This window comes from Micropruina sp. (assembly GCF_047606365.1).
Taxonomy (GTDB): Bacteria; Actinomycetota; Actinomycetes; order Propionibacteriales; family Propionibacteriaceae; genus Micropruina.
The window spans coordinates 24757-51677 of the sequence record NZ_JASGEN010000145.1 but is presented as its reverse complement, the minus strand read 5'-3'; the positions used below and the strand labels follow the sequence as shown (position 1 = coordinate 51677).

Below are 26921 nucleotides of genomic sequence, written 5' to 3'. Positions count from 1 at the left end.
TCCCGATCACAAGGCTGTCCAGACCAGGCATCAGCGTCGGAGAAGGGGTGACGCACAGGTGACCCGCGGTTAGGGTCAAGCCCAGGCCTGGCCGTCCGGTCCGGCGGATCGAGGACGACATGACCATTCCCAGGCACCGCACCGACACCCTTCACCAGCTCGACGTAGCACTCTTCCATGCGGTCGCCGACACCGAGAGCGACACCCTGGACTGGACGATGCCGCGGCTGACCGGCCTGGCCGACCACTCGAAACTCTGGATGGGGATCGCCGCCCTGCTCGCGGCTACCGGGTCGAAGCGGGCACGGAGGGCCGCCGTCCGCGGACTGACCACCCTCGCGGCGACCAGCCTGATCGCCAACCAGGTGGCGAAGCGGCTGAACGGACGCGCCCGGCCCTCGCTCGACCGGGTCCCGTTGGTCAGGATCGCGCGACGGATGCCTGCCTCCACGTCGTTCCCGAGCGGGCATGCCGCCAGCGCCGCAGCCTTCGCCGGTGCGGTGGCGACCGAGGTGCCGGCGTTGCGGGTCCCGCTCACCACCCTCGCCGGACTGGTCGGCCTCTCCCGGGTGGCGACCGGTGCGCACTATCCGTCCGACGTCGCGGCCGGCTTCCTGCTGGGAGCCGGCGTCGCCGCAGTTGGGCGCCGCCTGGTGCCGCCGCCCACCGCCTCGGAGCACCGCGATCCGCATCCCGCGTCGGAGCAGGTCGATCCTCGTCCCAAGGGCGCCGGGCTGACCCTGGTGGTCAACCCGGCCTCGCACAGCGGGGGCGGCGCCGAGGTGCTGCGTGAGGTCCGGCGCCGACTGCCCAAGCTCGCGGTGGTGGAACTCGACGAAAACGACGACGTCGCGAAGGTGATGCGAAAGGCCGCAGCGGAGGCGGAGGTGCTCGGGGTGGCCGGGGGCGACGGCACGGTCGCCGCAGCAGCCGAAGCGGCGATGGCGGCCGGCATCCCGCTGGCAGTCTTCCCTGCCGGGACGTTCAACCATTTCGCCAAGGCACTCGGCGTCGGCCGGCTCAATCGGGCGATCCGGGCCGTCCGACGCGGCACGGTCACCACCGTCGACGTGGCGTACCTCAATGACAAGCTCTTCCTCAACACCGCCAGCGTCGGCGCCTACAGCGATTTCGTCGCGGCCCGGGAACGCCTCGAAGGAATCATCGGCAAGCCGCTCGCGGCCTGCTACGCCGCGCTGCGCACCCTGCGCGAAGACTCCAGCGTCACCCTGCGGGTCGACGGGCGCAGCTACCGGGCGTCGTGGGTGTTCATCGGCAACTGCCGGTATCAGCCCAGCGGCTTCGCACCTGCTTTCCGTGACCGGCTGGACGACGGACTGCTCGACGTCCGGATTCTCGACCTGCCCCGCGGACGAGGCTGGCTCAGCCTGCTGGCCGCCCTGGCCAGCGGACGGCTCGCCTCCAACCGGCACTATCACGAGCTGACGGCGTCCGAGCTGGCCGTCGAGGTGCAGTCCGGCCCGGCCGAGGTGACCCGGGACGGCGAGCTGGGCGAGACCTGCGACATCCTGCGGCTGCGCGCCGACCGACGCGCGCTCACCGTCTTCGGTGCCGCAGGCAAGTAGCTGGGAGCGCCTCGGACACGGTTCGGCCCGGCTCAACAAAGGCGTTGAGCCGGGCCGAAACAGATGCTCCGCTGCCAGCTATCTGACGAACAGGAACAGGATCGACGCCATCGCGAAGCCGACCACCGACAGCACGGTCTCCAGCACCGTCCAGGTCTGCAGGGTCTGCTTCACCGTCATGTTGAAGTACTTGGCGATGATCCAGAAGCCACCGTCATTGACGTGGCTGGCGATGATCGAACCGGCCGAGATCGCCATCACGATCAGCGCCAGCTGCGGCTGCGAGTACTCCCCGCTGGTCAGCACCGGCGCCAGGATGCCGCCGGTGGTGACGATCGCCACCGTCGCCGAACCCTGCGCGATCCGCATGCCACAAGCGATCACATAGGCCGACACGATCAGCGGCAGGCCAGCGGCCGAAAGCGTACCGGCGACCGCTTTGCCGACACCGGTCGCGGCCAGCACCGCCCCGAAGAAGGCACCCGCGCCGACGACCAGCAGGATCATGCCGACCGGCTTCAGCGACGAGCCGCTCAACTCGCCCAGTTCCTCGGCGGTCATGCCCTGCCGGAAGCCGAGCAGCCACATCGCCACCAGGACGGCCACGGTCAGTGCGATACCCGGGTTGCCGAAGAAGATCAGCGTGTCGCGCAGCGCACCCTCGGGGGCGAAGATGTTGCCGAACGTGCCGCCGAGAATCAACAGCATCGGTAGCCCGATCACCAGCAGGACGACGCCGATGCTCGGCTCGTGGCCCTTGGCCTCCTCGGCCTCGGGAACGATCCGGTCCTCGGGCACCGGGACGATGATCCGCTTGCCGATCCAGGTGCCGAACAGGATGCCGCCGACGAACCAGGCCGGAATGCCACAGGCCAGGCCCATGATGATGATCCAGCCCAGTTCGACGTGGAACAGGCCCGCCGCGGCGACGGGGCCGGGGTGCGGCGGCAGGAAGGCGTGGGTGATCGACAGGCCGGCCAGCAGCGGCAGCGCGTACAGCACCAGCGACTTCCCGCCCCGGACGGCGGCGACGTAGATCAGCGGCGCCAGCACGAAGATGCCGATGTCGAAGAAGACCGGAATGCCCAGCACGAAGCCGGTGATGCCCATGGCGAGCGGGGTGCCCTTCTCGCCGAAGATGCCCACCAGCTTCCCGAGCAGCACCTCGGCGCCACCTGATCGTTCCAGGATCGCGCCGAGCACCGTACCGAGGCCGATGATCAAGGTGATGTGGCCGAGGATGCCGGCGAAGCCCTTCTCGATCAGGGCGTCCGAACTCTTGATCGGGGTACCGACCAGGTCGGGAATGCTCACGCCGCCGGCCAGCGCCACCAGCACGCCGACGCCCACGAGTGCGATGAAGGGTTCGACCTTCAACTTGATGATCAGGAACAGCAGCAGCGCGATGCCGAGCCCGGCCAGGGTCAGCAGACCTGCCGTGTCCTGGCGGAGCCAGGTGAGGAAGGCGTCCATGTTTCTCCATTCAATGGTTGGGGTGACCGGGCAGGGTCAGCGCGGCTGAGACGTCCGGACATCAGGGGTGGGGTCAGCCGTCGACGATTGCCGTCCCCTTCGCGGTGCGGCGCAGGGCTCGCCCGGCCCGGGCACCGGTCGGTGCGCCGTCGGCGATGGCGGCGACACCGTTAACGAATACGTGGCTGATGCCGGCCGCGGGCTGCCGCGGCTCGGGGAAGGTCGCCGTGTCGGCGATGGTGTCCGGGTCGAAGAGCACCAGATCGGCCGCGTACCCTTCGCGGACCAGGCCGCGATCGACCAGCTTGAGCCGGGCCGCGGGGCGTCCGGTGAGGTGATTGACGGTCTCCTCCAGGCTCATCAGTCCGAGCTCGCGGCAGTAGTGGCCGAGGTAGCGCGGGAAGGTGCCCCAGGCGCGCGGGTGCGGCTTGCCGCCGACCAGCAGCCCGTCGCTTCCACCGGTGTGCACCGGGTGCACCATGATCGCCCGCACGTTCTCTTCATGGCCGACGTGCTGCAGGATGCCGGTGCCGCAGCGGTCGCGGACCAGGATGTCGACGAAGGTGTCGAACGGCTCGGCCCCCCGCTCGGCGGCGATCTGCTCGACGGTTTTGCCGACGATGTCGGCCAACTCCGGGTTCTGGACGCCGCTGATCTCCAACGTCTCCCATTCGGCGACCACGCCGTGGCAGCCGTCCGAACCGTCGACCTCGAGGGCTTGGCGGATCCGGGCCAGCGTCTCCGGGTTCTGCAGCCGCTCCAGGGTGGCGTCGATGCCCCCGGACGCGCTCCAGCTGGGCAACACCGCGGCCAGCGTGGTGGCACCCGGCAAGTAGGGGTAGGTGTCCAGGGTGATGTCGACACCGTCGGCGCGGGCGGCGTCGATCAGCGCCAGCAGCTCGGGGCCACGGCCCTTGTTGACCCCGAAGTTCATCGTCGCGTGGGCCAGATGCAGCGGGCAGCCGGTGGCCCGGCTGAGCTCGATCATCTCGGCGTAGGCCTCCAGCGCACCCTTGCCGTAGGAGCGCTGGTGCGGGTCGTAGAAGCCGCCCAGCTCACCGACGGTGGTGAGCAGCGCCTCGAGTTCTGCGGTGTCGGCATACATGCCGGGGGTGTAGGTGAGGCCGGACGACATGCCGATCGCACCCTCGTCCATGCTGTCGCGGATGACCTGCTGTTGCCGCGCGATCTCCTCGGGGGTGGCCGGTCGTTCGTCGAAGCCGACCACGAGTCCGCGCAGGGTGCCCTGCGGGATCAGGTAGGCGGCGTTGGTGGCGATCCGGTTGCCGTCGGCGTCCGGACGGTCGAGCCGGTCGAGGTACTCCCCCACGCTCCGCCAGTCCCAGTCGAAGTCGTCCGGGTTGGAGTTCCAGCCGGCGATCTGTTTGCGGACGCCGTCCAGGGTGCGGTCGTCGACCGGCGCATAGGACAGGCCGTCCTGGCCGAGCAGTTCGGTGGTGACGCCCTGGCTGAGCTTGGCGTAGTGGTCGGGGTTGACCAGCAGTTGCAGGTCGGAATGGGCGTGCATGTCGATGAAGCCGGGGCTGAGCACCAGTCCCGTGCCGTCGATCGCCGTGCCGGCGTCGGCCAGGGTGCCGGGGTCGGCGATCCGGGTGATTCGGCCGTCGGCCAGTTCGACGTCGGCCAGGTAGCGGGGGTCACCGGTGCCGTCGACGACGGTGACATTGCGGATCAGCGTGCTGGTCATTTCTCTCCCTCAGAAGAACGTGCGGACCGTGCCGACGACGACGGGGTTGTCGGGGTCGACGGCCGTGTCGAGCACCGGCATCAGTGTCCACTTGTCGAGCGCGGTACAGGGGTGCGACAAGCCGAGACGCACCACATCGCCGGGACGGACGTCCAACTCGGCCGGGTAGGTCATGAAGGCGTGCTGGTCGTTGACCTGGGTGATTCGGGCACCGGTCAGTGGTTGCAGGGGCTGGCCCAGGTCGCGGGCGATGCCCTGCGGGACGGGCAGACCCTCGTCGACGGGAAGGTCACGCTTGCCGCCCTCGAGGATCGCCAGCCCGGGCTCGGTGCGCGAAACGACCCGTGCCCAGCCGTGCATCGCCGAGACGAACGCGTCCTCGGCGTCCGGATTCTTGCGGGAGAACGGGGAGATGCCCCGGTAGAAGCCGTCGTCGTGGATCACGTAGGCGCCGCTGCGCAGCAGCACCTGGACGCCGGGCGCGGCCAGCGGGCCGAGGATCTCGACCACGTCGTCGAAGTAGGCGCTGCCGCCGGCGGTCAGGATCACCTCGTCGGTCTCGTAGGCGTCCTCCGCGGCCAGGGTCTCGTGCAACCGCCGGAAATCGGTGAGGTAGGCGCGGACGGGCGCCAGGCCGGCCTCGTCCCAGGTGTGTGAGAGCGCGCCTTCATAACCGCTCACCCCGCCCAACCGGAGCCGCGAGGCCGCCTTGATGGCGCGGGCGACCTCGAGCGCAGCGTCCGCGCCCCGGGCACCGGTCCGGCCTCCGTGACCGCCGATCTCCACCAGCACCTCCAGCGGACCCGCCTCGGCGGCGTCCAGCACGCTCTGCAGGTGTTCGACGCCGGCGACCGAATCGACCCAGGAGCTGATCCGGGCACCGCCTGCGACCTGGTCGGCCACCCAGCGGATCGCTTGGGGGTCGGTGACGCTGTTGGCCAGCATCAACGTCTCGACCCCGAACCGGCGCCCGACCCTGAGTTGGGCCGCGTTGGCCAGCGTGATTCCCCACGCTCCGGCTGTGAGCTGCTGGGCCCAGAGCGCGGGCGCCATGGTGGTCTTGCCGTGCGGCGCCAATCCGACGCCGTGCGCGGCACACCAGGCCGCCAGCTTGGCGACGTTGCCACGCAACGCCGCGTCGTCCAGGGTCAGCAGCGGAGTTTGCAGATCACCCAGGCGAACCGAGCCCGAACTGAACTCAGCCGCCGTCCGGCCGTGCAGGGTGGCCGGGACGGCCTTGTGCCGCCAGTCGAGCACTTCGCCGCCGAGCTGCGCCACGGCGTCCGTATCTATTCCGAGTCGCCGGGATTGACCCTCGCCCATGACTGGTTCACCCTTCTCTCAGACCGCGTCGTCCAGATCCGTCATGCGTTGCGCATTTTGCAATGCTGATTGCATTTTTCGCGAGGCCATGTCTAGCATTGGGCTCCTCCAGCGTCAATAGACGTGCTGGTGTGGCCGAGCGGAGTCCCGATGAGTCAGAGCGTGCGACGCGCCCTCGACCTGCTCGCCCAACTCGCGTTCGGACCCGCGTCACTCGACGACCTCGCACAGGACGCGCCGGTGCACAAGACCACGGTGATGCGGCTGCTGCACAGCCTCGCCGAGAAGGGCTTCGTCGTCCGCGACTCCCAGCAGCGGTACACGCTCGGCCCACGGTTCTTCGAGTTGTCGACGTTGGCGTTGGAGCAGCGCGACATCCGGACCATCGCCCGGCCTCATCTCACCCAACTGGCGGTCCGGACCGGGCACACCGTGCACCTGGCCGCGTTCGAGGGCCCTGACGTGGCCTACCTGGACAAGATCGAGTCACGGCAACCGGTCCGGATGTATTCCCGGATCGGCCTGACCGCGGCGCTGCATGCCGCCGCGGTGTCGAAGGTGCTGCTGGCCGGCCTGCCCCCGCAGCGCAGAGAGAGCGTGGTGGCCGGCCTCGCCTACCGTCCGCTGACGGCGCGGACCATCACCGACCCGGCCGTGCTGCTCGCCGAACTCGACCGGGTGGCGGCCCAGGGCTGGGCCGTCGACCTCGCCGAACACGAGGAGTTCGTGCACTGTGCCGCCGTCGGGGTGCGCGACGCCCGTGGCAGCGTGGTGGCCGCAGTGTCCTGCTCGGTGCCCGCGGTGCTGCTCGAGGGCGGACGCGACATTCACGACCTGATTCCCGACATCAAAGACTGCGCCGAGGCGATCTCCACCGATCTCGGCTGGATCCCCATCGAAAGGACCGAAGAATGACCAAGGAAATCGTCCTCACCGCCGACGCCCCCGCGCCGGCCCACGTCTTCTCCCAGGGGGTGAAGAAGGGCGGCCTGTTCCAGGTCTCGGGTCAGGGCCCGATGGACCCGGTGAGCAACACCTACATCGGCGACGGCGACGTCCGGGTGCAGACCCGGCAGACGCTGGAGAACGTGAAGGCGATCCTGCTCGCCGGCGGCTCGTCCGTCGAAGACGTCATCATGTTCCGCGTCTACCTGACCAAGCGCGAAGACTTCCCCGCGATGAACGAGGTGTACGGCGAGTTCGTCCAGGAGAACTGCCCCAGCGGTCAACTGCCCGGCCGCACCACCGTCTTCGTCGACCTCCCCCACGAAGTGATGCTCGTCGAGATCGACGCCCTCGCCGTCACCGACTGAACGTCCCGGCCCCCTTCCGTTGGTTGAGCTTGTCGAAACCAAAGCGAGGTCTCGACAAGCTCGACCGACGGATGATCAGAAGACCGACGCAAGATCGCGCGCCAGCGTGCCGCGATCCGCTACCGCGACGGCGTCCAGCCCCAGCCACCCTGCCATCAGCCGCAGCTCGTCCCTCAATCGCGACGCTACTTCGGGTCGCCGCGGTTCGGCGTCCGGCTCCAACCAGGCGGATTGCACCTGCAGGACGCCGAGCGCCCGCTCAGCCTTGAGGTCGACGCGTGCCACCAGTTCGTCGTCGGCGAGGAACAGGTACACGTAATAGCCGTAGTCGCGCTGGGCTGCGGGGGTGTAGATGCCGATCCGGTAATGGACCCCGAACAGCTCCAGTACTCGCGGCCGGTGATGCACCAGCGTGTCGAACGGCGCGATCAGCGCCTGTCCCTGGAGTCTTCGCGGACGCCGCGCATCGGTCGCCAACCAGAACTGTCGCGGTAGCCCCGCCACCTGGACCGGTTCGAGAAGTCCTGCCGACTCCAGCCGTGCGATGGACGCCTGCACCGCGGCCCCGCGCAGATAGAAGTACTCGGTGAGCGTCTTGAGGTCGGCGATACCCAGGGCGTTCGCCGCCCTGGTGACCAGCATGTCGTAGGACTCTTCGTCACTCGGGTCTTCCCGGGCCAGCACCGTGGGTGGCAGAACGCGCGCAGCCACGTCGTAGCGCCGTTCGAAAGCGCTGTTGCGGTCGGCGACGCCGACGGTGCCGCTGTCGAACAGATACTCCAGGACGTGTTTCGCCTCGGACCAGTTCCAGCCCCAGTGCTCCTTGCGGCGTTCCTCGGCGTTCTCGATCTGCCGGGCGGACAGCGGTCCGCCCTGGGCGACGTCGGCGAGCACCCGGTCGACCAGATCAGGCTTGGCCTGCAGGATGCGGCTCAGCGCCCTCCGCTCCCCCGCGGCGCGCCGCCGCATCGCCATCCGTAGTGCCGGTTGCAGGCCGACGTCGATCAGGCAGGCGGCATGCCCCCAGTACTCGAACAGCCGTCGCGGCGCCCGTCCGGCAGCCCGGTCGAGGAGGCCCCGGTCGTAGTCACCGAGCCGACTGAACAGCGGCATGTAGTGCGCGCGGACCGCCACGTTCACCGAGTCGATCTGGAACTGCGCCACCCGGTCAATCACCTGTTGCACCTGCCGCATGGTCACCGGCCCGGACGGCCGCGGCCGTCCGAAACCCTGGGCGGCCAGCGCGATCCGGCGCGCCTGGGCAATGCTGAACGTCGGCATGGCCCGCATGCTATCCACCCCCACCGACAGATTCTCCGCGCCCGCGTCCGGCACGAGGGGACGGTTCTTTTCGTCCCACTCCCGGTACGAAGGGACGGTTCTTTTCGTCCCACCCCCGGTACGAAGGGACGGTTCTTTTCGTCCCACCCCCGGTACGAAGGGACGGTTCTTTTCGTCCCACCCCCGGCGTGATCTTGGCAGTCCGAGTCACGCAACCTGCATGCGCGCCACCGTCGACTTCGACGTTCCTACGATCCGCGCGATCAGGGAATAAGAGACTCCGCGAGTTCTGAGCTCCCGCACCACGAGGCGCTGAGCTTGCCGGGAGAGCGTGCGGAAGTCCTGCGGCGTCCTGACTCCGGCCACCGCATGCAGTAGCTCCACTGCGTCAGCCTGTGTGTAGCGGAGAGGCTTGAGTAGGTCGAGTTCGACGCCGTCCGCTGCATGTACGTCCGCCAACTCCTCGGCGTCCACCGACAGCAGCTTGCCCAGGAGGTCGTGGTCGAGCAGCGGCGACTCATGGCTGAGCCAACGCCGGCTGCTCCACCGGTAGTCCTCGGGCCGAGTCGCCATGCCCGCCCCTACCGGGTTGTTCCAGATGTAGGGCAGCACGGCGCTCAGATAGGCATCATCTTCGATGGGCTTGCTGACGAAGCGATCCTGAAAGACGTGCCCGACGCGTCCGTACTTGCGATTGAACCAACTCGCGTAGCGGACGCCGAGTCGCTTCATCACGACACCGATCGGCTCCCGCTCTGTACGCAGCACCAAGTGGACGTGATTCGTCATCAGGCAGTACGCCAGGACGGCAATGCCCGAGACGGTTTTCGTGTCTTGTAGGGCCCGCAGGAAGTGCTCGAAGTCCTCGTCCTCCAGGAAGATGACGTCGCGATTCACTCCGCGCAGCATGACGTGGTGCACGCCGGTCTCGGACGGTCTTCTGGGTTGACGAGTCATCGGGTACCTCCGCCTCTTCGGTGCTCGCCCTGAGCCTAAGAGCGAACGCGACGGTTGGGGCGATCTTTCTGCTGCCCTGTGGATAACTCCTTCGGCGATCGGTCGGGTCGACGTCGGCATGGGGTCCGATCTCGTCCGAAGTGGGACGAAAAGAACCGTCCCTCCGTACCGGAAGCGGGACGAAAAGAACCGTCCCCCCGTACCGGAAGCGGGACGAAAAGAACCGTCCCCCCGTACCGGGACGCGGAAACGGGGCTCCGAGCGAACTCGGAGCCCCGTCTTCCACCACGCTGTTGCGGGTCCCCCCAGGTCTTGTAGTGACGGTTGATTCAGACGGCCGCGAGGCCGCTCTCACCGGTGCGGACGCGGACGACGTTCTCGACCGGGACGACCCAGACCTTGCCGTCCCCGACCGAGCCGGTGCGGGCGGCGCCGGCGATCACCTGGACGACCTCCTCGACCTCCGGGTCGTCGACCAGGATCTCGAGGCGCACCTTGACGATGAAGTCGATGGTGTACTCCTCGCCGCGGTAGACCTCGACGTGACCCTGCTGACGCCCGTAGCCGGATACCTCGCTGATGGTCATGCCGCCGACGCCGTGCCGGACGAGGGCCTTCTGGGTCTGTTCCAGCATCTCGGGCTGGATGATTGCGGTGACCAGCTTCACTTCGAGGCTCCCGTCTTGTTGGTCTCGGGGAAGTCGTCCTTGGTCAGCACCAGCGTGTGCCCCACCCGGCTGGAGTAGTACACCGGGCTCAGGTCGTAGCCGGCCTCGCTGTGCTCAGCCAGGTCGATGCCGCCGAGTTCGTCGGAGGTGGAGACCCGCCAGCCGACGGTGTGCTTGACCACGAGCGCGATCAGGTAGCTCATCACGAACGAGAAGGCCATCACCGAGAAGGCACCCACGGCCTGCCGCCACAGCTGATCGAAGCCGCCGCCGTAGAAGAGGCCGGCGACAGCAGGCGAAGCCGGGTCGCCGGAGGTGGCAGGATCGGCCAGCAGACCGATCAGCAGGGTGCCGACCAGACCACCGACCAGGTGGACGCCGACCACGTCGAGCGAGTCGTCGAAGCCGAACTTGAACTTGAGGCCGACCGCGTAGGCACAGGCCACGCCGGCCACCAGGCCGAGGATGATCGCGCCGATCGGGCTGACCGCGCCGGCCGCCGGGGTGATCCCGACCAGGCCCGCAACGATTCCGGACGCCGCACCCAGCGAGGTGGGATGGCCGTCCCGGAGCTTCTCCACGATCAACCAGCCGAGCATCGCGGCCGCGGTGGCGGCCAGGGTGTTCACCCAGGCCAGGCTGGCCAGGCCGTTGGCGGCAGCGGCCGAACCGGCGTTGAAGCCGAACCAGCCGAACCACAGCAGGGCGGCGCCGAGCATCACCAGGGTCATGTTGTGCGGCCGCATCGGCTTGCTGCCGAAACCGATCCGCGGACCGACGACCAGGGCTAGCGCCAGGGCCGCCGTACCAGCGTTGATATGGATGGCGGTGCCGCCGGCGAAGTCGATGGCCTTGATCTGGTTGAGGATCCAGCCTCCCACCAGCCCGGATTCCGGATCACCCAGTGCGAACACCCAGTGCGCGGCCGGGAAGTAGACCAGCGTCCCCCACAGGACGGCGAACAGCGTCCAGCCGCCGAACGAGGCACGGTCGGCGATAGCGCCGGAGACGAGTGCGACGGTGATGATGGCGAAGCAGGCCTGGAAGGCGACGAACGCCAGGGCCGGGTAGCTGGCTTCGGGATCGTTGGTGAGCAGGCTCTCGAGTCCGGCGAACTCGAACGGGTTGCCGATGATGCCGGCACCCCCGACGGAGTTGCCGAACGCCATGCTGTAGCCGAACAGCACCCACAGGACGCCGATCACACCCATCGAGATGAAGCTCATCATCATCATGTTCAGGACGCCCTTGGCACGAACCATGCCACCGTAGAAGAAGGCGAGACCGGGGGTCATGAGCAGCACCAGCGCGGCACTGATCAGGATCCAGGCGGTGTCGCCGGAGTTGAGTTCTAACAGGGTCATGCCGCAACGATCACCCGCTGGTGTTTCGCCGGAGTTCGAGTCCGGTTACGCCACGATTTCGCGGTGTTACAGCTGTATTGCCGACCAATCGGCGACGCACAGGTGAGAGCCTGGTAAACCCCAGGATGCGCCAGTAGGTTGGACACATGGCGCCAGGGCCACCGACCTCGCATCAGAGGTAGTGCCAGGCGCCTTTCGGGTTCCGCCCGGCTCGACGAGCCGGGCCCGATCGATCAGGAGGTTGCAGTGGACGTTCTCGTCACCGGCCGGCATTGCCAGATCAGCGACGACTTCCGTGCGCGCGTCACCGAACGACTGCGCGGTGTGGAGAAGTTGCGAGATCGGGTCATCCGGGTCGAGGTCCAGGTGTCGGCAAACCCGCACGCCCGACAACCCGACCAGGCGACCGCTGTGGAGATAACGCTGCGCAGCCGCGGTCCCGTCGTGCGGGCCGAGGCCAGCGCGGACGAGAAGCTGATCGCCTTCGAGCACGCCCTCGACCGGCTCAAGTCGCAACTGCGCCGGGCGGCCGACCGTCGCAAGGTGCACCGCGGACTCCGGGCGGGTCAGCAGTTCGGTGCGCCGCCACTACCCACCCCGCAGCACGAAGAAGATCGTCCGGAGATCCGCAAGATCGCCGGCCTGGAAGTGCACGGCGACGGCCCGCTGGTCGTCCGCGAGAAGCTGTTCAAGGCCACTCCCCTGACCCTGGCGCAGGCGCTGGACGAGATGGAGCTGGTCGGCCACGACTTCTTCCTCTACGTGGACGCCGAGAGCGGCGCTCCCAGCGTGGTCTACCGCCGGAAGGCCTACGACTACGGCGTCATTCATCTCGACGTGGAGACCGCGGCCGAGCAGAGCGCCTGAGCCGCACGTCGCCGTTCGATTGAGCTTGTCGTTGGTTGAGCTTGTCGAAACCCCTGTAGTTGATGGGGTCTCGACAAGCTCGACCAGCGGTGCCCACCACCGGCTCGACCCCGCGGTAGTCTCGACAAGCTCGAGCGGCGGTGGTTACGGCGACCTCCAGCGGTGACCGTCCCGACGCGGCGTGGCCGCGATCACCCCCGCCCCGAGCAGTTGGTGGCCGGCGGCGCGCAGTTCCTGCGCCGCCGCGGTGAGCGTGGCACCGGTGGTGACAATGTCGTCGACCAGCACCACCTGTCCCGCCGGCCCTGGTAGGGCACGCAGGCTGTGCTGCCGGTTGACCGCGCGGTCGACGACACCCAGGCCGACCTGATCGCGGGTGCCGGCGGTCAGCACGAGCCCGCGCCGCGCCCGGATCTCCAGCCCCAGGCGGCCCAGTCGTCGCGCCACACCCCTGGCCAGCAGCCAGGTCAGATCGAACCCGCGGGCGGCCACGGTGGCGCGGCTCGACGGGATCGGCATCAACACCACCGGTCCTGAACGCCAACTCTCCCGCAGCACCGCCGCCACGCTGCCCACCGCAAGTTCGGCCAGCAGCGGCACCAGTCCGAGACCCTGCCGCTCCTTACAGGCCAGGATCAGGGCGCGTAGTTCGTCGGCGTACTCGCCCCGTGCCCACACCTTGCCGGCCAGCTCGTCCAGCGGTACCGGATGCGGCGGCTGCTCGCGCACCAACCGCGCGCATGCCGGGCAGCAGACCGGTCCGGGGCGTCCGCACCCGGCGCAGCTACCGCCCCAGGCCAGGTCGGCCGCGGCCTCCAGCAGCCCGCGCCATTTCATCGTCCGAGTGTGCCGCGAGCGGCCCGTCCGGATGGAGTTATCCACAGCCCCACGCGCCGAGACGAGCCTCAGGGCAGCGAAACTGCCGCCACCCGGTCCAGCCACGGCTCCCAGGTGAAGCCGTCGACGAACCGCCAGGTCTGGCCGTCCGGTCCCCGCAGCACGGCCCGTCCCGACGGTGAGGACGCCAACTGCACCAGTGCCGCCGTGTCGTTGAGGCGGGCATCGGTCGCGACGGCTCCCTCACTGTCCACACCGACCACGCGAGCCCCGGTGCTACCGCCGAGCAGCACCAACAGGCTGGCCGTGCCCGTCCACCCCACGTCGACCGGCGGCTGGTTGCTCTTCGCCCAGCTGGACGGCGTCAGCTGCCGCCAACCGACCACACTCATCCCCGTCTGGCCCCGGACGACGGCCGCCACCCCCAGCACGGTGCGGCCCTGATTCTCGATCACCAGCGCCACCCGGACGCCGTCCGGTGCCGGCGCGTAGCTGCGGATCCGGCCGGCCGGCAGCGCGTCGGTGTCGACGGGAACCTCCCGGCCGTCCCTCAGCGCCCGCAGCCGGGTGCCTCGCGTCCGATCGAGAACCACCCACAACTCACCCTGCCTGGTCCACCGGACCGCGGCGAAGCCCGAGCCGTTCAGCTCCTCGCGACTGGCACCGTCGCGCACCGACACGCTGCGCACCCGAGTGCCGTCGTCGGTGATCAGCGCGAGAGTCTGGCCGTCGGCCCCGACGGCGAGCCCACTGGCCGGGCGGGTGGTGCCGGGGAGTGGTTGCGGGGCCGCCAACGGCTCCGACCAACTGGCCCGCTCGACCGCGTCCCCGCGCAACAGGTAGACCCCGTCGCCCGGATCGGGGGGCACCGGTGCGCCCTGCCCGAAATCCGCCGTGGTGAGCACTCCGGTGCCGTTCAGTTCCCAGACCACCCCGCTCCCGCGCACCCTCACGCTGAGCACGCCCTCCAGTGAGGACAGCGACCAGACCAGTTCGGCGGCCAGCCGGCGACGCGCCGCGGCGTCCAGCGCGTCGGTATCGCCGGTGAGTTCCACTGTCGCCATCCCGGCGGTGCCGAGGGTCACCGATGACACTTCGAGGTGGTCCGACAGCGCCGGCGCATAGGCGGCCGAGGCCTGGGGGGCGGGTCCGGTGAGCACCGCCCGAGCGGTCGCCAGCATGCCGAACGCTCCGGACGGGAAGAATCGCGGGTCGGGCACCAGCCAGTTCCCGGTGACATCCCAGAAGCACACGTCAGCGCGTGCCCACGAGCCGGTGAACAGCGATTGCGAAACCAACAGGCCGCGTGGTGGCCGAGAGATCCGCCACTGGTTCTCGGCGTCGCGGACCAGCCCGAAGTCATGCAGGTAGGGCGTGTCCACCGGGGTGAACGAGCCCCGCGGATCGAGCGTGCCGACCAGCGGCGCAGTCAGCACCACCCCCGCATCGCTGACCTGAGGAGGAAAACCTGCGGCGTAGATCTCGACTCCCGATTCGGGCTGCCACGCCTCGGCCGCCTCCGGTGTGAGGAATTCGCGGGCCACCGCGTAGCCCGGCTGGTAGGTGGCCATTGCATGCAGGAAGCCCTCCACAATCAGGCCGGGCGAGGCGCCCTGCGCCGGCGGCACCGGTGCGATGTCGACTCCCGGGTTGGCTTGTTGCTCGGCCGGCGCATGGCGTTCCACCGGTCCGCTGGTCGGCACCGCGACGCAGCCGGCCAGCAGGGCCAGGAAGCACAGCGTCCCCACGATCGTCGCCGGCCATCGACCGGCACCGGCCGTCCGGACGAGCCGTGCGCGCCGCGCCAGCTGTGCCCTGGTCATGCCGTCACCCCCGCGTCGTCCGGCACCACCGGCCACGGCGACGAGACGAAACTCTCCCCCGCCTTGCGTGGCAGGGTGAGCCGGAACTGCGCACCCTGACCGGGCCGTCCCCAGGCGTTCAGCCAGCCGTTGTGCAGTCGCGCGTCGCCCAGCGCGATGGCCAGGCCGAGGCCGCTGCCACCCACCGTGCGGCGGCGGGCCGGATCGGCCCGCCAGAACCGGTTGAAGACCAGGTGCGCCTCGGCGGCGCTGAAGCCGACGCCGTGATCACGCACCGCCACGGCGACCGCACCGTCGTCGGCGCGCACATGCACCGTGACCGGACGCCCCTCGCCGTGCTCGATGGCGTTGGTGATCAGGTTCCGCAGGATGCGCCGGATACGCCGGGGATCCATCTCCGCAAGACACGGTGCGGGAGCATCCAACTCGAGCGTGATGCCGTGCTGCTGGGCGAGCCGGTTCTGCGCGGTGAGCTCTTCGGCCGCGATCTGCGCCAGATCGACCTCTTCCAGGCTCAGCTCGGCGGCCCCGGCGTCGAAGCGACTGATCTCGAGCAGATCGGTGAGCAACTCCTCGAACCTGCCCACTTCGGCCGACAGCAACTCGGTGCTTCGTGCCGCGAGCGGATCGAAGCTTTCGCGCTGCCCGTACAGAACGTCAGCGGCCATCCGGACGGTGGTCAACGGGGTGCGCAGTTCGTGGGTGACGTCGGAGACGAACTGCTGCTGCACCTGGGAGAGGTCCTCCAGTTCGGTCAGCTTGCGGTCCAGCTCGGTCGCCAGGTGGTTCATCGACCGGGCCAGCCCGGCCAGGTCCTCGGTGCCGCGCACCGCCATCCGATCGTCCAGGTGACCAGAGGCCAACCGCTCGGCCGCCAGCCTGGCGGCTCGGATCGGACGCAGCACCTGCACCGCGATCAGGTACACGGTGGCGACGACGCCGACCAGCACGATCAGACCGGCCACCACGGTCGCGCGCTGCACCACCGCGAGGGTCTCGGCTTCGGACTGCTCCGTGAACAGGAAGTAGACCGGGTACGGGGTGCCGCCGGGTGCGGTGAGCGCCGACCCGATCGCCAGCCCGGGCACCGCCGGCCGGGCATCGGTGAACCGAATCTCGGTCGGTGTCGAATAGATGCCGTCGGCGCGCAGCACTGCCCGCCGCAACGATTCGGGCACGCTGCCGTACTCCAGTCCCGCCGAGCCGATGTCGGAGACCGGGCCCGCCACCACCACGTAGTACTGGTTGCCGACCGAACCGCGGTAGGCGGCGTCCCGGGCCAGTTCGGTGAGCTGCTCGTTGATGGACGACGTGCGCGGGTTGAGGGTGCGCAGCGAGCGTTGCATGCCGTCCAGCACCACGGACGCCTCGGCCAGGCTGGCTTGCCGTTTGCCGTCCAGGATGCCGCGCGAGGACTGGTCCATCAGGAACCAGCCGGTGGCGGCCAACACCGTCAACGCCGCCACCAGTGCGGTCACCACCACCCGGAACGGCAGCGAACGTGACCAGGGCGTCCGGCGGATCCGGTCACCGGCCTCGACGGTCATAGGGCTTCGCGTGGCTCCCCGGCCCGGTAGCCGATGCCGCGGACGGTGACGATGATCTCGGGATGTTCAGGATCGCGTTCGATCTTGCTGCGCAGCCGTTGCACGTGCACGTTCACCAGCCGCGTGTCGGAGGCGTGCCGGTAGCCCCAGACCTCCTCGAGCAACAGTTCACGGCTGAAGGCGTGCCGGGGCCGCTTCGCCAACGCCAGCAACAGGTCGAACTCCAGCGGGGTGAGCGTGATCAGCTCGGAGCCGCGCCGGACGGTGTGCTCGGACACGCTGATGGTGAGGTCGCCGATGGGCAGGGTGCCGGCATCCTCGGCGGGCACATGACGCCGCAGCCGGGTGCGGATCCGGGCCAGCAACTCCTTCACCTTGAACGGCTTCGCCACGTAGTCGTCGGCGCCGGCCTCCAGGCCTTCGACCACGTCACGGGTGTCGGACTTCGCGGTCAACATCACGATCGGGACGCCGGAGACGGCGCGAATGTCGCGGCAGACGTCGACCCCGTCACGGCCTGGCAGCATCAGGTCGAGCAGCACCAGGTCGGGCCGGTAGCGGTGGAACGCCTCCACCGCGCGCAGACCGGAACTGCACCAGGAAGCGTCGAATCCGTCGGCGCGGAGCACCAGCTGCAGCATCTCGGACAGTGCGACATCGTCGTCGATCACCAGGATGCGTTGTGCGCGCTGTATTCCGTCCGACACTGCACTCCCTCGTTCCGGACGCCAACCGTTCCCGCAGTGTAACCCGCGACCCGAAAGCGTCGACGAGTGCTTGACTCGCTGTCGAGCTTGTCGAGACCTCGGACTCCGGGCATGGCACAAGGTTTCGACAGGCTCAACCAACGGTGAGGCGCGGCCTTGGACGGCGCTTGTCAGTTCCGCTCGGGATGAGTGGTCCAGGTGGCGAGCAGCGCGAGGTCACCGCCCTGCCGTCGCAGGACCCGGCGCCACAGCGTGTCGGGGTCGCGGTCGTACACGTCGGCGTAGCTGGCCGGCACCACATGCCACCAGCCCTGTTCGAGCTCGCGTTCCAGCTGCCCCGGCGCCCAGCCGGCGTAGCCGGCGAAGATCCGCAGGTCGCGGTAGGCGCCCTCGGCGATCTCCACCGGGGTGTCCAGGTGCAGCAGGCCGACCGTGTCGAACAGCGACCGCCACCCGGGCGGTTCCTCGTCCGCGCGCTGCGGTGAGGCGAGGCAGATCGCACCCTCTTGGGAGACCGGGCCACCTTCGAACAGCACCTGGGGCTCGCTGACCAGCGGCGCCCAGGCAGGCAGCGCGCTGCGCAGGTCGATGGTCGATTCGCGGTTGATCACGACGCCGAGCGAACCCGATTCGTCGGAGTCGAGCACCAGCACCACGCTCTGGTCGAACACGCCGTCGCCGAGCTCGGTGCTGGCCACCAGCAGCACGCCGGGCGTCACCTCACCGGTCGTCATGCTCGCCCCCTCATGGCCCTAAGCATGCCACCCGATGGCAGGCCCGACGAGCATGTGCCGTTGCCTCACGATCAGGCTGTTCCGGGCACGACGACACGCGCACCGATCGCTTCAGCCGCACGAGCGAGACGCTCGTCGAGTGTCGCGAGCGGGACATCCAGGGCCAGTGACAATGCCACGTACGGCGCGTCATAGGGGCTGATCGTGTGCCGATGCCGCCAGACCCCGGCTAGCAACCACGGCTCGGCGCCGACGTAGCGAACCTCCGCCGCCACCACAGTTTCGGCATGGGCGTCGGCCTGTGGCCTGGTCAGTAGGCCGACCGCTTCGTAGCGGCGCAGCGTGCGTAACGTCTCTATCGCGGCGTGGGAAGGTGCCACCCAGTCGGGATCTGCGGAGAGCAGGACGCGGCACGCCTCACCGGCCGCGCCCGCGTCCACCAGTGCACGGACCCAGACTCCGGCATCAACGACGATCACGCGGTGTCGCTGCGGTCGATGGCGAACCCGCTGTCCCGACCCTCGCGGATCACGCGCTCGGGACTCAGCTCCTCCGGGATCTCGATGCGGAGATGAGCGGATCGGCGGAGGATGTCCACGTTGGCCGCCATTCGCGCCTCACGACGAAGCAACTCAAGTAAGTACGTCTGCATCGACTGCCCCCGCTCGGCGGCGCGGGCCGCGATGACGTCGCGCACATCCTCGGGAACGTCGCGGATCTGAAGAGCAACAGCCATGCATGCATTTTACATGCGGCAGCCGGTCGTCGAGGTATTTCCGCAAACGACCGGTCACAAACAAAGAAGCTCCGAACGCCCGCCGCACCTAGCCTGAAGACATGACCACGATCAGCTTCGAGAGCAAAGTGCAGAGAATCGGCGATCGCATCCTGGTGCGCCTGCCTGCCGACGCGAGTGCAGAGCTGCCCTCTCGCGGACAGGTCGCCGTCAAGGCCACGCTCCACGATCATCCCTTCGACACAGTCCTCGAACCGGACGGTCGGCGCGGCCACTGGGTGGCCCTCGACGGCGAATTGTTGCAGTCCCTCGCAGTCGCCGTGGACGACATGGTCAAGCTCGAAGTGGAGCCGAGGAAAGCATGGCCCGAGCCCGAATTGCCCAAGGACTTGGAGTCGGCGTTGGACGAGGCGTCCGACATCGCCGGCGAATGGGACGACATCACCCCGATGGCGCGCTGGGAGTGGGTGCGGTGGGTGAATGCGACCAAGAACCCGGAGACTCGGCAGCGGCGCGTCGAGGTCACGATCTCGAAGCTGCGGGCAGGTAAGCGGCGTCCCTGCTGCTTCGATCTGTCCTCGTGCACCGATCCGGAAGTCTCCAAGAGCGGCAAGCTCATCGAGTCCGTCTAGCTCGCGCCCGGACGCGAAGAAGCCCGCGGCGGCTGCCGCGGGCTTCCCGTCATCAGGGTGGTCCTCCGTAGAAGCCTCTCAAACCCCTCGGCTCCACTCAGATCGCTCATCACCCGTAGTCAGCGCAAGGCCCAATCCCCCGCCGCTCGCCCCGAACGATCGTCCCGAAGCGATCAGCGCGGCCCAGTCCCAACCCAAGCACTCAAATCTCAAACTCGTTTGAGCTACCCGCAACGTCAAAAGCTCGTCGACGCCTACGCATCCGGGACGCCCGTGAAGCAGATCGCTGAACGCTTCGGAGTCCATCGAACCACCATCACCAAGATCGTCACTAGCGCCGGAGTCAAGGTGCGCAGCCAGCCACTCGCGTCCTCCACCCGTGATGAAGCTCGCCATCTGTACAACAGCGGCCGGAGCCTCGCCCAGGTGGCGGAGCAGTTGGGCGTCAGCGCCAGTGCCGTGCGCAGCGCGGTGCTCGTTGCTGGCGGCACACTACGGCCGGCAGGAGGGTCCACGCGAAACCGCGCCCACGGTGACGCCGCCGCGTCAGCGCGCTCGACCCGCAGGCCGACGAGACGGCTGTTGGTGTAGCAGGCGAGGCACGCGGGTCAGACGCACGACGTGCAGTCGGTGACGGTGGTCGCCATGGGCGAGCCCTTCGGACATGAGAAACCAGCCGGGGTCCGTCTCCCGGCGGTGCTCAGCGTCGCGGCTCTGCCGCGTTGGTTGATCTGGGGCGTGGCGACTCTTCCCCGTGCGCCACGCCCCGGACGTTCTGCTACTCGCCGACCTGCATCTTGATGCGGGTGCCCTCGTTGATGAGTTGGGCGTAGTCGGTCAGTTCGGCATCGGAGATCGTCCCGCCGAGCCGAGACCACTCGCGCCGGAGCGCGGCCTTGACCTCGTTGACGGGGCGTCCCTTGTACTGACGGCCCAGCCGATCGAACATCTTCTGGTAGTCGTCGGCGACGTCGCGCACCGCGCCCTGAACCATGCGGTTCAGGTCACGTTCCCAGTTGCCGTTCATCTTGATCTCGATCCCCATGTCACACCTGCTGGGTGATCGTGGTGTCGGGATGGCGCTGGGCCGTGGATTCCTTGACGAAGCGGCCGGTGATCGTCGAGCGATTGACCGCCGTCTTGCTGGAAGTACCCCGACCGACGGTCTCGGTCGAGGTGGTGCGCGGGCTCCGACGGGCCGTCGAAGCCTTCACGAAGCGCCCGGTCCGAGCGCTCCTACTTACTGTTCGTGCCATGGTGGCACTCCTAACTGAGCCGAAGCCCGTATGGAGCACAACGCCATGGGAGCGCTAGGGTTGGGATCTCTAGCGCCAACTAGACCCGTCGCCCTGAGCGGTCCCCCCTGGGATTGCCCAGGGCTTCGGTGCTCATGGCGAAGTCTAGTTGTTGACGCCGACAAGAACTACGTCGTTGTAGTTCGAGGCTGTAGCCAACTCGCAGGGTCAGCGGTCCCCTTGCTCCGGTTGCGCGGCACGCGCGACATCTCTCAGTTGTTGAGTGATTGACCTCCCGCCAGCGTGGACTTACAAGTCCTGTCTGAGCTGGCCGATAGAGTCCTGATCACTTGCGGATCGAAAGGGGGCAACGGTGGCTCTCACGACGTCACTCGCGGGACGCGTGCGCAACACGAACCTTCCCAGGAGACACTCGCTCCTCCCTCTGCTGGAGGCTGTCATCAACGGTCTCCAAGCCATCGACGTGCGCTTCGGCGACGGGATGAGCCAAGGACACCTGCGAGTGACCATCGAGCGGAGCGGGCAGGACGAGCTCGACTTCGGACCCGCCGGCCCCGGTCGTGTCGCCTTGAAGCCGATCACGGGCTTCGTCGTCGAGGACAACGGCGTCGGCTTCACGCCGGACAATATGGACTCTTTCGAGACGCTGGACACTGACTACAAGGCCAGCCTCGGGTGCCGCGGTGTTGGCCGGCTGCTGTGGCTCAAGGCGTTCGACAAGGTGTCCGTCCGCAGCGCGTACATGGCCGACGACGGCGAACTGTGCACGCGCCAGTTCAGGTTCTCGATCGCTGGCGAGGTCGAGCACACCGAGAATCCCGAAGACCTCGGCGATGCCGGTACCGCAGTTCACCTGGACGGGTTCAAAGAGGCCTTCCAGAAGAGCGCGCCGAAGTCGGCAGATGCCATCGCTCGCGAGATCTTCGAGCACTGCATCTGGTACTTCCTGCGACCCGGCGGCGCTCCGGACGTTACCGTCGTCGACGACGAGGTTGTCTCACTCAACAGCCTGATGGAAGAGTTTGTCTTCTCCGAACTGCCCTTGACAACGGTTGAGATCAAGGGTCAGAAGTTCGAGATGGCGAACCTCTGCCTCAAATCGTCAACCCGCAACCCCACGCCCCGGCTGTACTGGTGCGCTGCGAACCGCCTGGTCATGGAGGAGAACCTCACCGGGAAGATCCCCGGGCTATACGGACGACTCAAGGACAAGACCTCAGCCGAGTTCGCGTACGCCTGTTACCTCTCCTCTGACTACCTCGACTCGCATGTGCGCGCCGACCGCACGGCTTTCGATATCAGTGAGCGAATCCCCGGAGCCACGATCGAAGACGACATCTCGATCGAGGACATCCGGTCCGGGGTGCTCCACGCAATGGAGGAACTCCTGGCCGACTCGCTCACCGCGGCACGCGAGGAAGGCAAGGCCAGAGTCAACGAGTTCGTGAGTAACCGAGCGCCCAGATACCGACCGGTGCTGGCACGACTGGAGCTTCTGGGCGTAACGGTCGACCCGTCGATCAAGGATCAGGACCTCGAGCTCGTCCTGCACCGCCACCTGCAGAAGCTGGAAGCGGACATCATCGAGCAGGGCCATGCGGTCTTCGCCGAGGCTGACACCATGACGCCTGAGGCCTACCAGGAGCGCCTAAGCAAGTACCTCCAGACGGTCACGGACATCAACCAGTCCGATCTGGCGGCCTACGTCTCACGGCGACGGTCGATTCTCGACGCCCTTTCCAAGCTGATCCGATCCAACGAGATCGGTAAGTACTCCCGAGAGGACGCCATCCATTCGCTGCTGATGCCGATGCGCACAGACTCCAACGAGATCGGAACCGACGCCTCGAACCTATGGATCATCGACGAGCGGCTGGCTTTCCACGAATACCTCGCCTCGGACAAGACGCTCAAGAGCATGCCGATTACTGGATCCGACTCCACGAAGGAGCCCGATATCCTGGCAACACGGCTTGTCGGTTCTCCCGGGTCGCCGGTACTGGCCGCCGAGGGTGAGACGCTGCCATTGCCCTCGATCGTCGTCGTCGAGATCAAGCGGCCGATGCGGAATGACGCCTCGGAGGACAAGGACCCCATCCAGCAGACGCTCGAGTATGTGAAACGCGTGCGTCGCGGCGGAGTCATGACGGCGTCGGGTCGCCCGATTCCTGCCTCGAAGGACCAGCCCGCGTTCTGCTACGTGCTGGCCGACCTCACACCCACGATGGTCAGCCGGTGCGAGTATGCCAGTCTGCGCCCGACCCACGATGGCATGGGCTACTTCGGCTTCAACGAGCCACACAAGGCCTATATCGAGGTCATGTCCTTCGACCGCCTGGTGAACGCGGCCACCGAACGCAACCGCGCCTTCTTCGACAAGCTCGGGCTGCCGTCGACATAGTCAGGTCACGATCCACAGACGAGTTGCTAATTCTCGCTCGCGTAGTCCAGAAACTCCTTCTTCGGATTACGGCGCTCGTCCCACCGATTGACTGCGCCGGTTGGTCGGTGACGCCGCTGAGACCAGGTCAGGATGAGCTCGTTCTTCGCACGTGAGATCGCGACGAAGAACAACGAGCGGAGGGCATCAAGCTGCTGCCTTTGGTCACGGTCTCGGCGAATCCAGAAGAGCTCGTTCTCCACGCCGAGCACGACGACCTTCTCGAACTCGAGCCCCTTACACTTGTGGATCGTGAGGATCCGAACGGCGTCCTCTTCCGACAAGCGCATCAGCGCAGCAACCGGATCACCGTCCTCCGCGAGTTCCTCCTGGAAGGCCGTGATCGTGTCCTTGATGAGCTTGTCGAGCCATTCCCCCTGCTGGTACTCCGGCGACAAGGCATACAGCACCGGGCGAGTCACCAGCGCGAGAAACTCGGAGATGACCTTCTTCCACTCAGCCGAGTCCGACCTCGCAGCACTGCCTTCCCGCAATCGCTCACGCTTCGCAGCCAAGAATCGGGTCACGGCTCGGGTACCCCGGAGAGCTATCTCCTCCGTCAGGCTTGTACGGGAGATTAGGCGCATCAGGTGCTCGTAGGCCGACGACCGTCGTTCGTCGGCGAGAACCCGGATCAGATTGAGGATCAAGGCTGCAACTGGCTCAGCAGTCAGATCTTGCCGACGCTGCTCGTTGCGTGAGGAGATGCCGCGAGCGTTAAGCGCACCGATCAGCAGCTCGCACACCAGGTGCGGTTGCTGGCGGACCAGGATGGCGATCTCGCTCGGAGGGACGCCTTCCGCGAGCCAAGCCTCAATCCGGTCGGCTATCTCAACCGCCTCATCCGCCGACGTAGCGAAGCGCAGCACCTCGACAGATCCTTCGCTCCCTGCAAGCTCGGCGTCCGGCACCGCAGCGGGCGGATCCATGAGCTGGACCATGCGGTTCTGCATCCGGCGCAGGACGGGTTCGGAGCGGTAGTTCTGGTATAGCGTCAGTGATTTGGCCGCGAAGTCGGTGGCGAAGCTCTGCATGATGCCGTCCAGGGCGCCAGCGAAACTCATGATCCGTTGCTTGACGTCACCGACAGCCGTGAGCGCGGCGCCGCTGCCAAGGAAAGCTTCCTTGAGCAAGGTGTACTGACTGCTCGTGGCGTCCTGGAACTCGTCGAGAAAGACGTGAGTGTAGGTCTGCCGGATCGCGTTCCGTGCATGCGGACTCATCCGGAGGATCTCGATCGCCAACCCGACCAGCTGTTCAAACGTGATCTGCTTGCCGGGGATTGGGTAGTCCGGATCGATCGTGTAGTCCGGATCGAGCGCATCCATCCCAGCTAGTAGTACGCGGTAGTTATCGACGATCCGCTTGGCGAAGGCGTGGAACGTGAAGCTGTCGAAGCGGGCTGAGAGCTGGTCCCCACAGCGCTTGCGCACACGCTCGCGGATGTTCCGCGCTGCATCGACCTTGAACGAGATGGCGAGGATGCGTCGCGGGTAGCGACAGTGGCCCGTCCGAAGCAGAAAGTCAGCTCGCTGAGCGAGCAGCTCCGTCTTACCAGCACCCGGGCCCGCGGCGACAACAACGTTGGTGGTTAGTTCATGTACCGCACGCAAAGCGTTCGGCTCCAGCGCCATGCCGTCTGCCGGACGCCAGTCCTCCGGCTGGATCATTCGGGGATCGACTCCAGTCGTTCCCGGATTGCGTCGACCATCCGATCAAGCGGCTCCGGCAGGTCAGCGAGTAGTTCGTCGTCCGCGAGTTCAGCCATGGCGGCGATGTGGCTGGCCGGCTTACTGCCCCGCTTGAACTGCTTCTGGTACTCGTCGAAGAGCTCCAGCTGAGTAGCGTCGAGCCGGTCGACGTTGGCCCGAGCCTTACCGAGAACTGCCTCCTGGGTAGCTCCGGTTGGAGTGGACGTCGTCACGTCGTAAGCGTCGGGGTAAGCCTCCAGCAGCATCAGATCGAGGTCGAGCGGGTACGAGAAGAAGACACCGTGCTTCTCCATCGTGTGCAGGGCACCCGAGCCAGCCTTGTAGACAGGAAAATCGGCGTCTGCGTCCCAAGCCTTGATCTTGGCGACGCGGTCAGCCGCGAAGGTGCCCGGTCGGAACCTGTTCAGCTGCTTGGCGGCATAGCTCACCCTGCCCCAGCCACCCTGGAAGCGCGCGCAATCAAGGTCAAGAAGCGTGACGTAGGGGATCTCCAGACGCTCGAGCAAGCGCCAGAAGTGATTGACGTGCCGACCACCGAGTGGAACGACACAGACCGAGACACCGTCCTCGGCAATCCCGGCCGCTGCGAGCACCCGCGGCAGGACGATCTGCTCGCTATCGCCCTCGCCGAGAACCACCAAGCGGGCGAAGTAGAGCTCCGGATGGGCCAGAACGGCCTCACGTACATACTTGGCCGCCTCATCTACCTTCGCGGGCATTAGGATCGTGCGGACCGCCGTCTTGCGATCCGCTGTGAGCCGCAGGAAGCGGATGTCCTCGGGCGGTACCCGCCGGAGCAGCGCAGGCGCGTGTGTCGCCACCACGCCCTGTACGTCGCCCTCGCCGCAGGCCTCGCGGAGCTGACGAACGATCCGGCCCAGGTACTGCGGCGCGAGGCTGTTCTCGGGCTCTTCCAGGGCCAGCACGATGTGTACCGGTGGTCTCAGCTTGTCGGGGTCGAAGGCCTTCCCGGTGCCAGCAAGGACACTCCGGGCGATGCCCTGCCAGGCCAGAACCAACGAAATGTAGAGCAGCGACTTCTGGCCATCGCTGAGCCGATCGAAGCTGACGACCCCTCTGGCCGGCCCGGGCTCGAACGTCACCGTTAGCTGACGCAGCACACCATCGATATCGCCTCGGCCGAATGCAATGCCGGGGTCCTTGAAGAAGTCGCCTTTGTGGAGCCGCGACCAGGCTTCCTGGAGCCCAGCACCGATGTTCGTGACCGCGTCATTGCCGGCCATCGCGGTGGATATCTCGTCTGTGAGACGAGCCAGGTCGGTTCGCTCGCTCGTCCAGTCGGCTGCCCGAAGCATCCGCCCCAGCAGGGACGCTGTCGTATACGCGATGTGGTCAACCGGGTCGCGCCTGGCCGGCAGGTAGTGCACCTCAATCGAAGCTCGATCGTGGCGCGACATGTCCGCGCGCTTCGTAGGCTCGCCATCGGCATCGATCTGAGTGATGTATTCGATCTTCTCGTCGATGTACCCGTCAGCGTCGAGCGTGGCCGTCAGGCGGATCCGAACCCCCGGCACACCGTCCCCGGACGCTAGCGCCATGTGCGTGAAGAACGGCGGAATCGAAGGGTGCGCCTGGTCTTCGTCGGCTGCTTCCTCGAACTCGATGTCGACCTCGAGCCAAAGCTCCGTAGCGGCGGGCTCGTCATCCCCCGCAGGCACATGGAAGTCCTCTGCCTGGATACGCCGAAGGGATGCCACCGGACTGAACAGCCGAGCGAGCGCCACCAGCGCCGCCGTCTTGCCCGCCCCATTTGGGCCCAGGATGAACGTGAGCTGGCTGAGCTCGATCTCGGTTGGGTCTTGTCCAAACGACTGAAAGTCCTTGAGACGAAGCGTGCGCATTCTCATGGCTGGTTGGTGGTCTCCTCGTAGCGGGAACCAGTGCAAGACCGGGTTAAGCGCGCTGACACAGCCTTGACGGTAGTAGAGACCTCCGA

General features: G+C 67.3%; 25 protein-coding genes. 7 read left to right on the top strand and 18 right to left on the bottom strand.

All coding sequences use genetic code 11. The features are described from left to right. Positions 1 to 119: 119 nt before the first annotated feature. Entirely contained in the window at positions 120 to 1586 is a 1467-nt protein-coding gene (locus QM624_RS16865; protein ID WP_415093927.1) for a diacylglycerol kinase family protein, read from the top strand. A gap of 78 nt (positions 1587 to 1664) precedes the next feature. Here QM624_RS16865 and QM624_RS16860 read toward each other — a convergent pair whose 3' ends face one another. From QM624_RS16860 to QM624_RS16850, 3 genes are all read right to left on the bottom strand, one after another. Beyond that, positions 1665 to 3059, bottom strand: a complete 1395-nt coding sequence (locus QM624_RS16860) for a GntP family permease (protein ID WP_415093925.1) — start codon at positions 3057 to 3059, stop codon at positions 1665 to 1667. Positions 3060 to 3132: 73 nt separating this feature from the next. After that, positions 3133 to 4767 carry an N-acyl-D-amino-acid deacylase family protein gene (locus QM624_RS16855; RefSeq protein WP_415093923.1) on the bottom strand — a complete coding sequence of 545 codons (1635 nt, stop codon included), beginning with the start codon at positions 4765 to 4767 and terminating at the stop codon, positions 3133 to 3135. A gap of 9 nt (positions 4768 to 4776) precedes the next feature. Beyond that, the gene (locus tag QM624_RS16850) at positions 4777 to 6090 is read right to left on the bottom strand and encodes an amino acid deaminase (protein WP_415093921.1); all 1314 of its coding nucleotides are present in this window, start codon (positions 6088 to 6090) and stop codon (positions 4777 to 4779) included. Between the two features lie 150 nt (positions 6091 to 6240). Between QM624_RS16850 and QM624_RS16845 the strand changes: the two genes are divergently transcribed. Both QM624_RS16845 and QM624_RS16840 read left to right on the top strand, forming a co-directional pair. Beyond that, a complete protein-coding gene (locus QM624_RS16845; protein ID WP_415093919.1) occupies positions 6241 to 7005 on the top strand; it encodes an IclR family transcriptional regulator in 765 nt (254 codons plus the stop codon). Then, positions 7002 to 7403: a RidA family protein gene (locus tag QM624_RS16840; RefSeq protein WP_415093917.1), complete on the top strand. Its 402-nt coding sequence runs from the start codon at positions 7002 to 7004 to the stop codon at positions 7401 to 7403. Before QM624_RS16845 ends, QM624_RS16840 begins: the two co-directional genes overlap by 4 nt. Positions 7404 to 7478: 75 nt before the next feature. On the opposite strand, the gene QM624_RS16835 is transcribed toward QM624_RS16840, so the two are convergent. The 4 genes from QM624_RS16835 to QM624_RS16820 all read right to left on the bottom strand — a co-directional run bounded on the left by QM624_RS16835 (position 7479) and on the right by QM624_RS16820 (position 11673). After that, on the bottom strand, positions 7479 to 8684 hold the full coding sequence (locus QM624_RS16835; protein ID WP_415093915.1) for a winged helix-turn-helix domain-containing protein: 1206 nt from the start codon (positions 8682 to 8684) through the stop codon (positions 7479 to 7481). A gap of 207 nt (positions 8685 to 8891) precedes the next feature. Then, positions 8892 to 9641, bottom strand: a complete 750-nt coding sequence (locus QM624_RS16830; RefSeq protein WP_415093913.1) for a transposase — start codon at positions 9639 to 9641, stop codon at positions 8892 to 8894. Between the two features lie 329 nt (positions 9642 to 9970). Continuing rightward, positions 9971 to 10309: a P-II family nitrogen regulator gene (locus tag QM624_RS16825; protein ID WP_415085776.1), complete on the bottom strand. Its 339-nt coding sequence runs from the start codon at positions 10307 to 10309 to the stop codon at positions 9971 to 9973. Further along, positions 10306 to 11673 carry an ammonium transporter gene (locus tag QM624_RS16820; protein WP_415093911.1) on the bottom strand — a complete coding sequence of 456 codons (1368 nt, stop codon included), beginning with the start codon at positions 11671 to 11673 and terminating at the stop codon, positions 10306 to 10308. Before QM624_RS16820 ends, QM624_RS16825 begins: the two co-directional genes overlap by 4 nt. A 246-nt stretch (positions 11674 to 11919) precedes the next feature. Between QM624_RS16820 and hpf the strand changes: the two genes are divergently transcribed. Continuing rightward, complete coding sequence (gene hpf / locus QM624_RS16815; RefSeq protein ID WP_298133082.1) at positions 11920 to 12540, top strand: ribosome hibernation-promoting factor, HPF/YfiA family; 621 nt, start codon at positions 11920 to 11922, stop codon at positions 12538 to 12540. Positions 12541 to 12684: 144 nt separating this feature from the next. On the opposite strand, the gene QM624_RS16810 is transcribed toward hpf, so the two are convergent. The 7 genes from QM624_RS16810 to QM624_RS16780 all read right to left on the bottom strand — a co-directional run bounded on the left by QM624_RS16810 (position 12685) and on the right by QM624_RS16780 (position 18924). Further along, positions 12685 to 13377 carry a ComF family protein gene (locus QM624_RS16810; RefSeq protein WP_415093909.1) on the bottom strand — a complete coding sequence of 231 codons (693 nt, stop codon included), beginning with the start codon at positions 13375 to 13377 and terminating at the stop codon, positions 12685 to 12687. A gap of 68 nt (positions 13378 to 13445) precedes the next feature. After that, the gene (locus QM624_RS16805; RefSeq protein ID WP_415093907.1) at positions 13446 to 15200 is read right to left on the bottom strand and encodes a GerMN domain-containing protein; all 1755 of its coding nucleotides are present in this window, start codon (positions 15198 to 15200) and stop codon (positions 13446 to 13448) included. Then, positions 15197 to 16747: an MtrAB system histidine kinase MtrB gene (gene mtrB / locus QM624_RS16800; protein ID WP_415093905.1), complete on the bottom strand. Its 1551-nt coding sequence runs from the start codon at positions 16745 to 16747 to the stop codon at positions 15197 to 15199. The genes QM624_RS16805 and mtrB overlap by 4 nt, the downstream gene beginning before the upstream one ends. Further along, entirely contained in the window at positions 16744 to 17454 is a 711-nt protein-coding gene (mtrA, locus tag QM624_RS16795; protein ID WP_415093903.1) for an MtrAB system response regulator MtrA, read from the bottom strand. The genes mtrB and mtrA overlap by 4 nt, the downstream gene beginning before the upstream one ends. Positions 17455 to 17624: 170 nt before the next feature. Beyond that, the gene (locus QM624_RS16790; protein ID WP_415093900.1) at positions 17625 to 18188 is read right to left on the bottom strand and encodes a YqgE/AlgH family protein; all 564 of its coding nucleotides are present in this window, start codon (positions 18186 to 18188) and stop codon (positions 17625 to 17627) included. A 71-nt stretch (positions 18189 to 18259) separates the two neighbouring features. Then, a complete protein-coding gene (locus QM624_RS16785) occupies positions 18260 to 18667 on the bottom strand; it encodes a type II toxin-antitoxin system VapC family toxin (RefSeq protein ID WP_415093898.1) in 408 nt (135 codons plus the stop codon). Continuing rightward, entirely contained in the window at positions 18664 to 18924 is a 261-nt protein-coding gene (locus tag QM624_RS16780; RefSeq protein WP_415093896.1) for a FitA-like ribbon-helix-helix domain-containing protein, read from the bottom strand. Before QM624_RS16780 ends, QM624_RS16785 begins: the two co-directional genes overlap by 4 nt. Positions 18925 to 19025: 101 nt before the next feature. Here QM624_RS16780 and QM624_RS16775 point away from each other — a divergent pair, with 101 nt between their 5' ends. After that, positions 19026 to 19556 (top strand): YdeI/OmpD-associated family protein, encoded by a 531-nt coding sequence (locus QM624_RS16775; protein WP_415093894.1) that lies wholly within the window; start codon positions 19026 to 19028, stop codon positions 19554 to 19556. Positions 19557 to 19613: 57 nt separating this feature from the next. Further along, positions 19614 to 20147, top strand: a complete 534-nt coding sequence (locus tag QM624_RS16770) for a helix-turn-helix domain-containing protein (RefSeq protein WP_415093892.1) — start codon at positions 19614 to 19616, stop codon at positions 20145 to 20147. 187 nt (positions 20148 to 20334) lie between these two features. On the opposite strand, the gene QM624_RS16765 is transcribed toward QM624_RS16770, so the two are convergent. Next, entirely contained in the window at positions 20335 to 20601 is a 267-nt protein-coding gene (locus QM624_RS16765; RefSeq protein ID WP_415093890.1) for a hypothetical protein, read from the bottom strand. 1 nt (position 20602) lies between these two features. Further along, positions 20603 to 20812, bottom strand: coding sequence for a hypothetical protein (locus tag QM624_RS16760; protein WP_415093888.1), 210 nt, complete (start codon positions 20810 to 20812; stop codon positions 20603 to 20605). 352 nt (positions 20813 to 21164) lie between these two features. Between QM624_RS16760 and QM624_RS16755 the strand changes: the two genes are divergently transcribed. Continuing rightward, on the top strand, positions 21165 to 23213 hold the full coding sequence (locus QM624_RS16755; protein WP_415093886.1) for an ATP-binding protein: 2049 nt from the start codon (positions 21165 to 21167) through the stop codon (positions 23211 to 23213). A 26-nt stretch (positions 23214 to 23239) separates the two neighbouring features. Here the strand turns inward: QM624_RS16755 and QM624_RS16750 are convergent, their stop codons facing one another. Together QM624_RS16750 and QM624_RS16745 are read right to left on the bottom strand one after the other, a co-directional pair. Beyond that, entirely contained in the window at positions 23240 to 24922 is a 1683-nt protein-coding gene (locus tag QM624_RS16750; RefSeq protein WP_415093884.1) for a UvrD-helicase domain-containing protein, read from the bottom strand. Beyond that, positions 24919 to 26832, bottom strand: a complete 1914-nt coding sequence (locus QM624_RS16745; protein ID WP_415093882.1) for an ATP-dependent nuclease — start codon at positions 26830 to 26832, stop codon at positions 24919 to 24921. Before QM624_RS16745 ends, QM624_RS16750 begins: the two co-directional genes overlap by 4 nt. Between the last annotated feature and the right edge of the window lie 89 nt (positions 26833 to 26921).

What these genes read in the sequence shown, in the direction of transcription:
- QM624_RS16810 (WP_415093909.1), bottom strand. Translation starts at nt 13,377, where the DNA reads ATGAAATGGCGCGGGCTGCTGGAGGCCGCGGCCGACCTGGCCTGGGGC.
- QM624_RS16840 (WP_415093917.1), top strand. Translation starts at nt 7,002, where the DNA reads ATGACCAAGGAAATCGTCCTCACCGCCGACGCCCCCGCGCCGGCCCAC.
- QM624_RS16865 (WP_415093927.1), top strand. Translation starts at nt 120, where the DNA reads ATGACCATTCCCAGGCACCGCACCGACACCCTTCACCAGCTCGACGTA.
- QM624_RS16835 (WP_415093915.1), bottom strand. Translation starts at nt 8,684, where the DNA reads ATGCCGACGTTCAGCATTGCCCAGGCGCGCCGGATCGCGCTGGCCGCC.
- QM624_RS16760 (WP_415093888.1), bottom strand. Translation starts at nt 20,812, where the DNA reads ATGGCACGAACAGTAAGTAGGAGCGCTCGGACCGGGCGCTTCGTGAAG.
- QM624_RS16860 (WP_415093925.1), bottom strand. Translation starts at nt 3,059, where the DNA reads ATGGACGCCTTCCTCACCTGGCTCCGCCAGGACACGGCAGGTCTGCTG.
- QM624_RS16765 (WP_415093890.1), bottom strand. Translation starts at nt 20,601, where the DNA reads ATGGGGATCGAGATCAAGATGAACGGCAACTGGGAACGTGACCTGAAC.
- QM624_RS16750 (WP_415093884.1), bottom strand. Translation starts at nt 24,922, where the DNA reads ATGATCCAGCCGGAGGACTGGCGTCCGGCAGACGGCATGGCGCTGGAG.
- QM624_RS16845 (WP_415093919.1), top strand. Translation starts at nt 6,241, where the DNA reads ATGAGTCAGAGCGTGCGACGCGCCCTCGACCTGCTCGCCCAACTCGCG.
- QM624_RS16780 (WP_415093896.1), bottom strand. Translation starts at nt 18,924, where the DNA reads ATGGCTGTTGCTCTTCAGATCCGCGACGTTCCCGAGGATGTGCGCGAC.
- QM624_RS16850 (WP_415093921.1), bottom strand. Translation starts at nt 6,090, where the DNA reads ATGGGCGAGGGTCAATCCCGGCGACTCGGAATAGATACGGACGCCGTG.
- mtrB (WP_415093905.1), bottom strand. Translation starts at nt 16,747, where the DNA reads ATGACCGTCGAGGCCGGTGACCGGATCCGCCGGACGCCCTGGTCACGT.
- QM624_RS16790 (WP_415093900.1), bottom strand. Translation starts at nt 18,188, where the DNA reads ATGACGACCGGTGAGGTGACGCCCGGCGTGCTGCTGGTGGCCAGCACC.
- QM624_RS16820 (WP_415093911.1), bottom strand. Translation starts at nt 11,673, where the DNA reads ATGACCCTGTTAGAACTCAACTCCGGCGACACCGCCTGGATCCTGATC.
- QM624_RS16855 (WP_415093923.1), bottom strand. Translation starts at nt 4,767, where the DNA reads ATGACCAGCACGCTGATCCGCAATGTCACCGTCGTCGACGGCACCGGT.
- QM624_RS16775 (WP_415093894.1), top strand. Translation starts at nt 19,026, where the DNA reads ATGACCACGATCAGCTTCGAGAGCAAAGTGCAGAGAATCGGCGATCGC.
- QM624_RS16745 (WP_415093882.1), bottom strand. Translation starts at nt 26,832, where the DNA reads ATGAGAATGCGCACGCTTCGTCTCAAGGACTTTCAGTCGTTTGGACAA.
- QM624_RS16830 (WP_415093913.1), bottom strand. Translation starts at nt 9,641, where the DNA reads ATGACTCGTCAACCCAGAAGACCGTCCGAGACCGGCGTGCACCACGTC.
- QM624_RS16805 (WP_415093907.1), bottom strand. Translation starts at nt 15,200, where the DNA reads ATGACCAGGGCACAGCTGGCGCGGCGCGCACGGCTCGTCCGGACGGCC.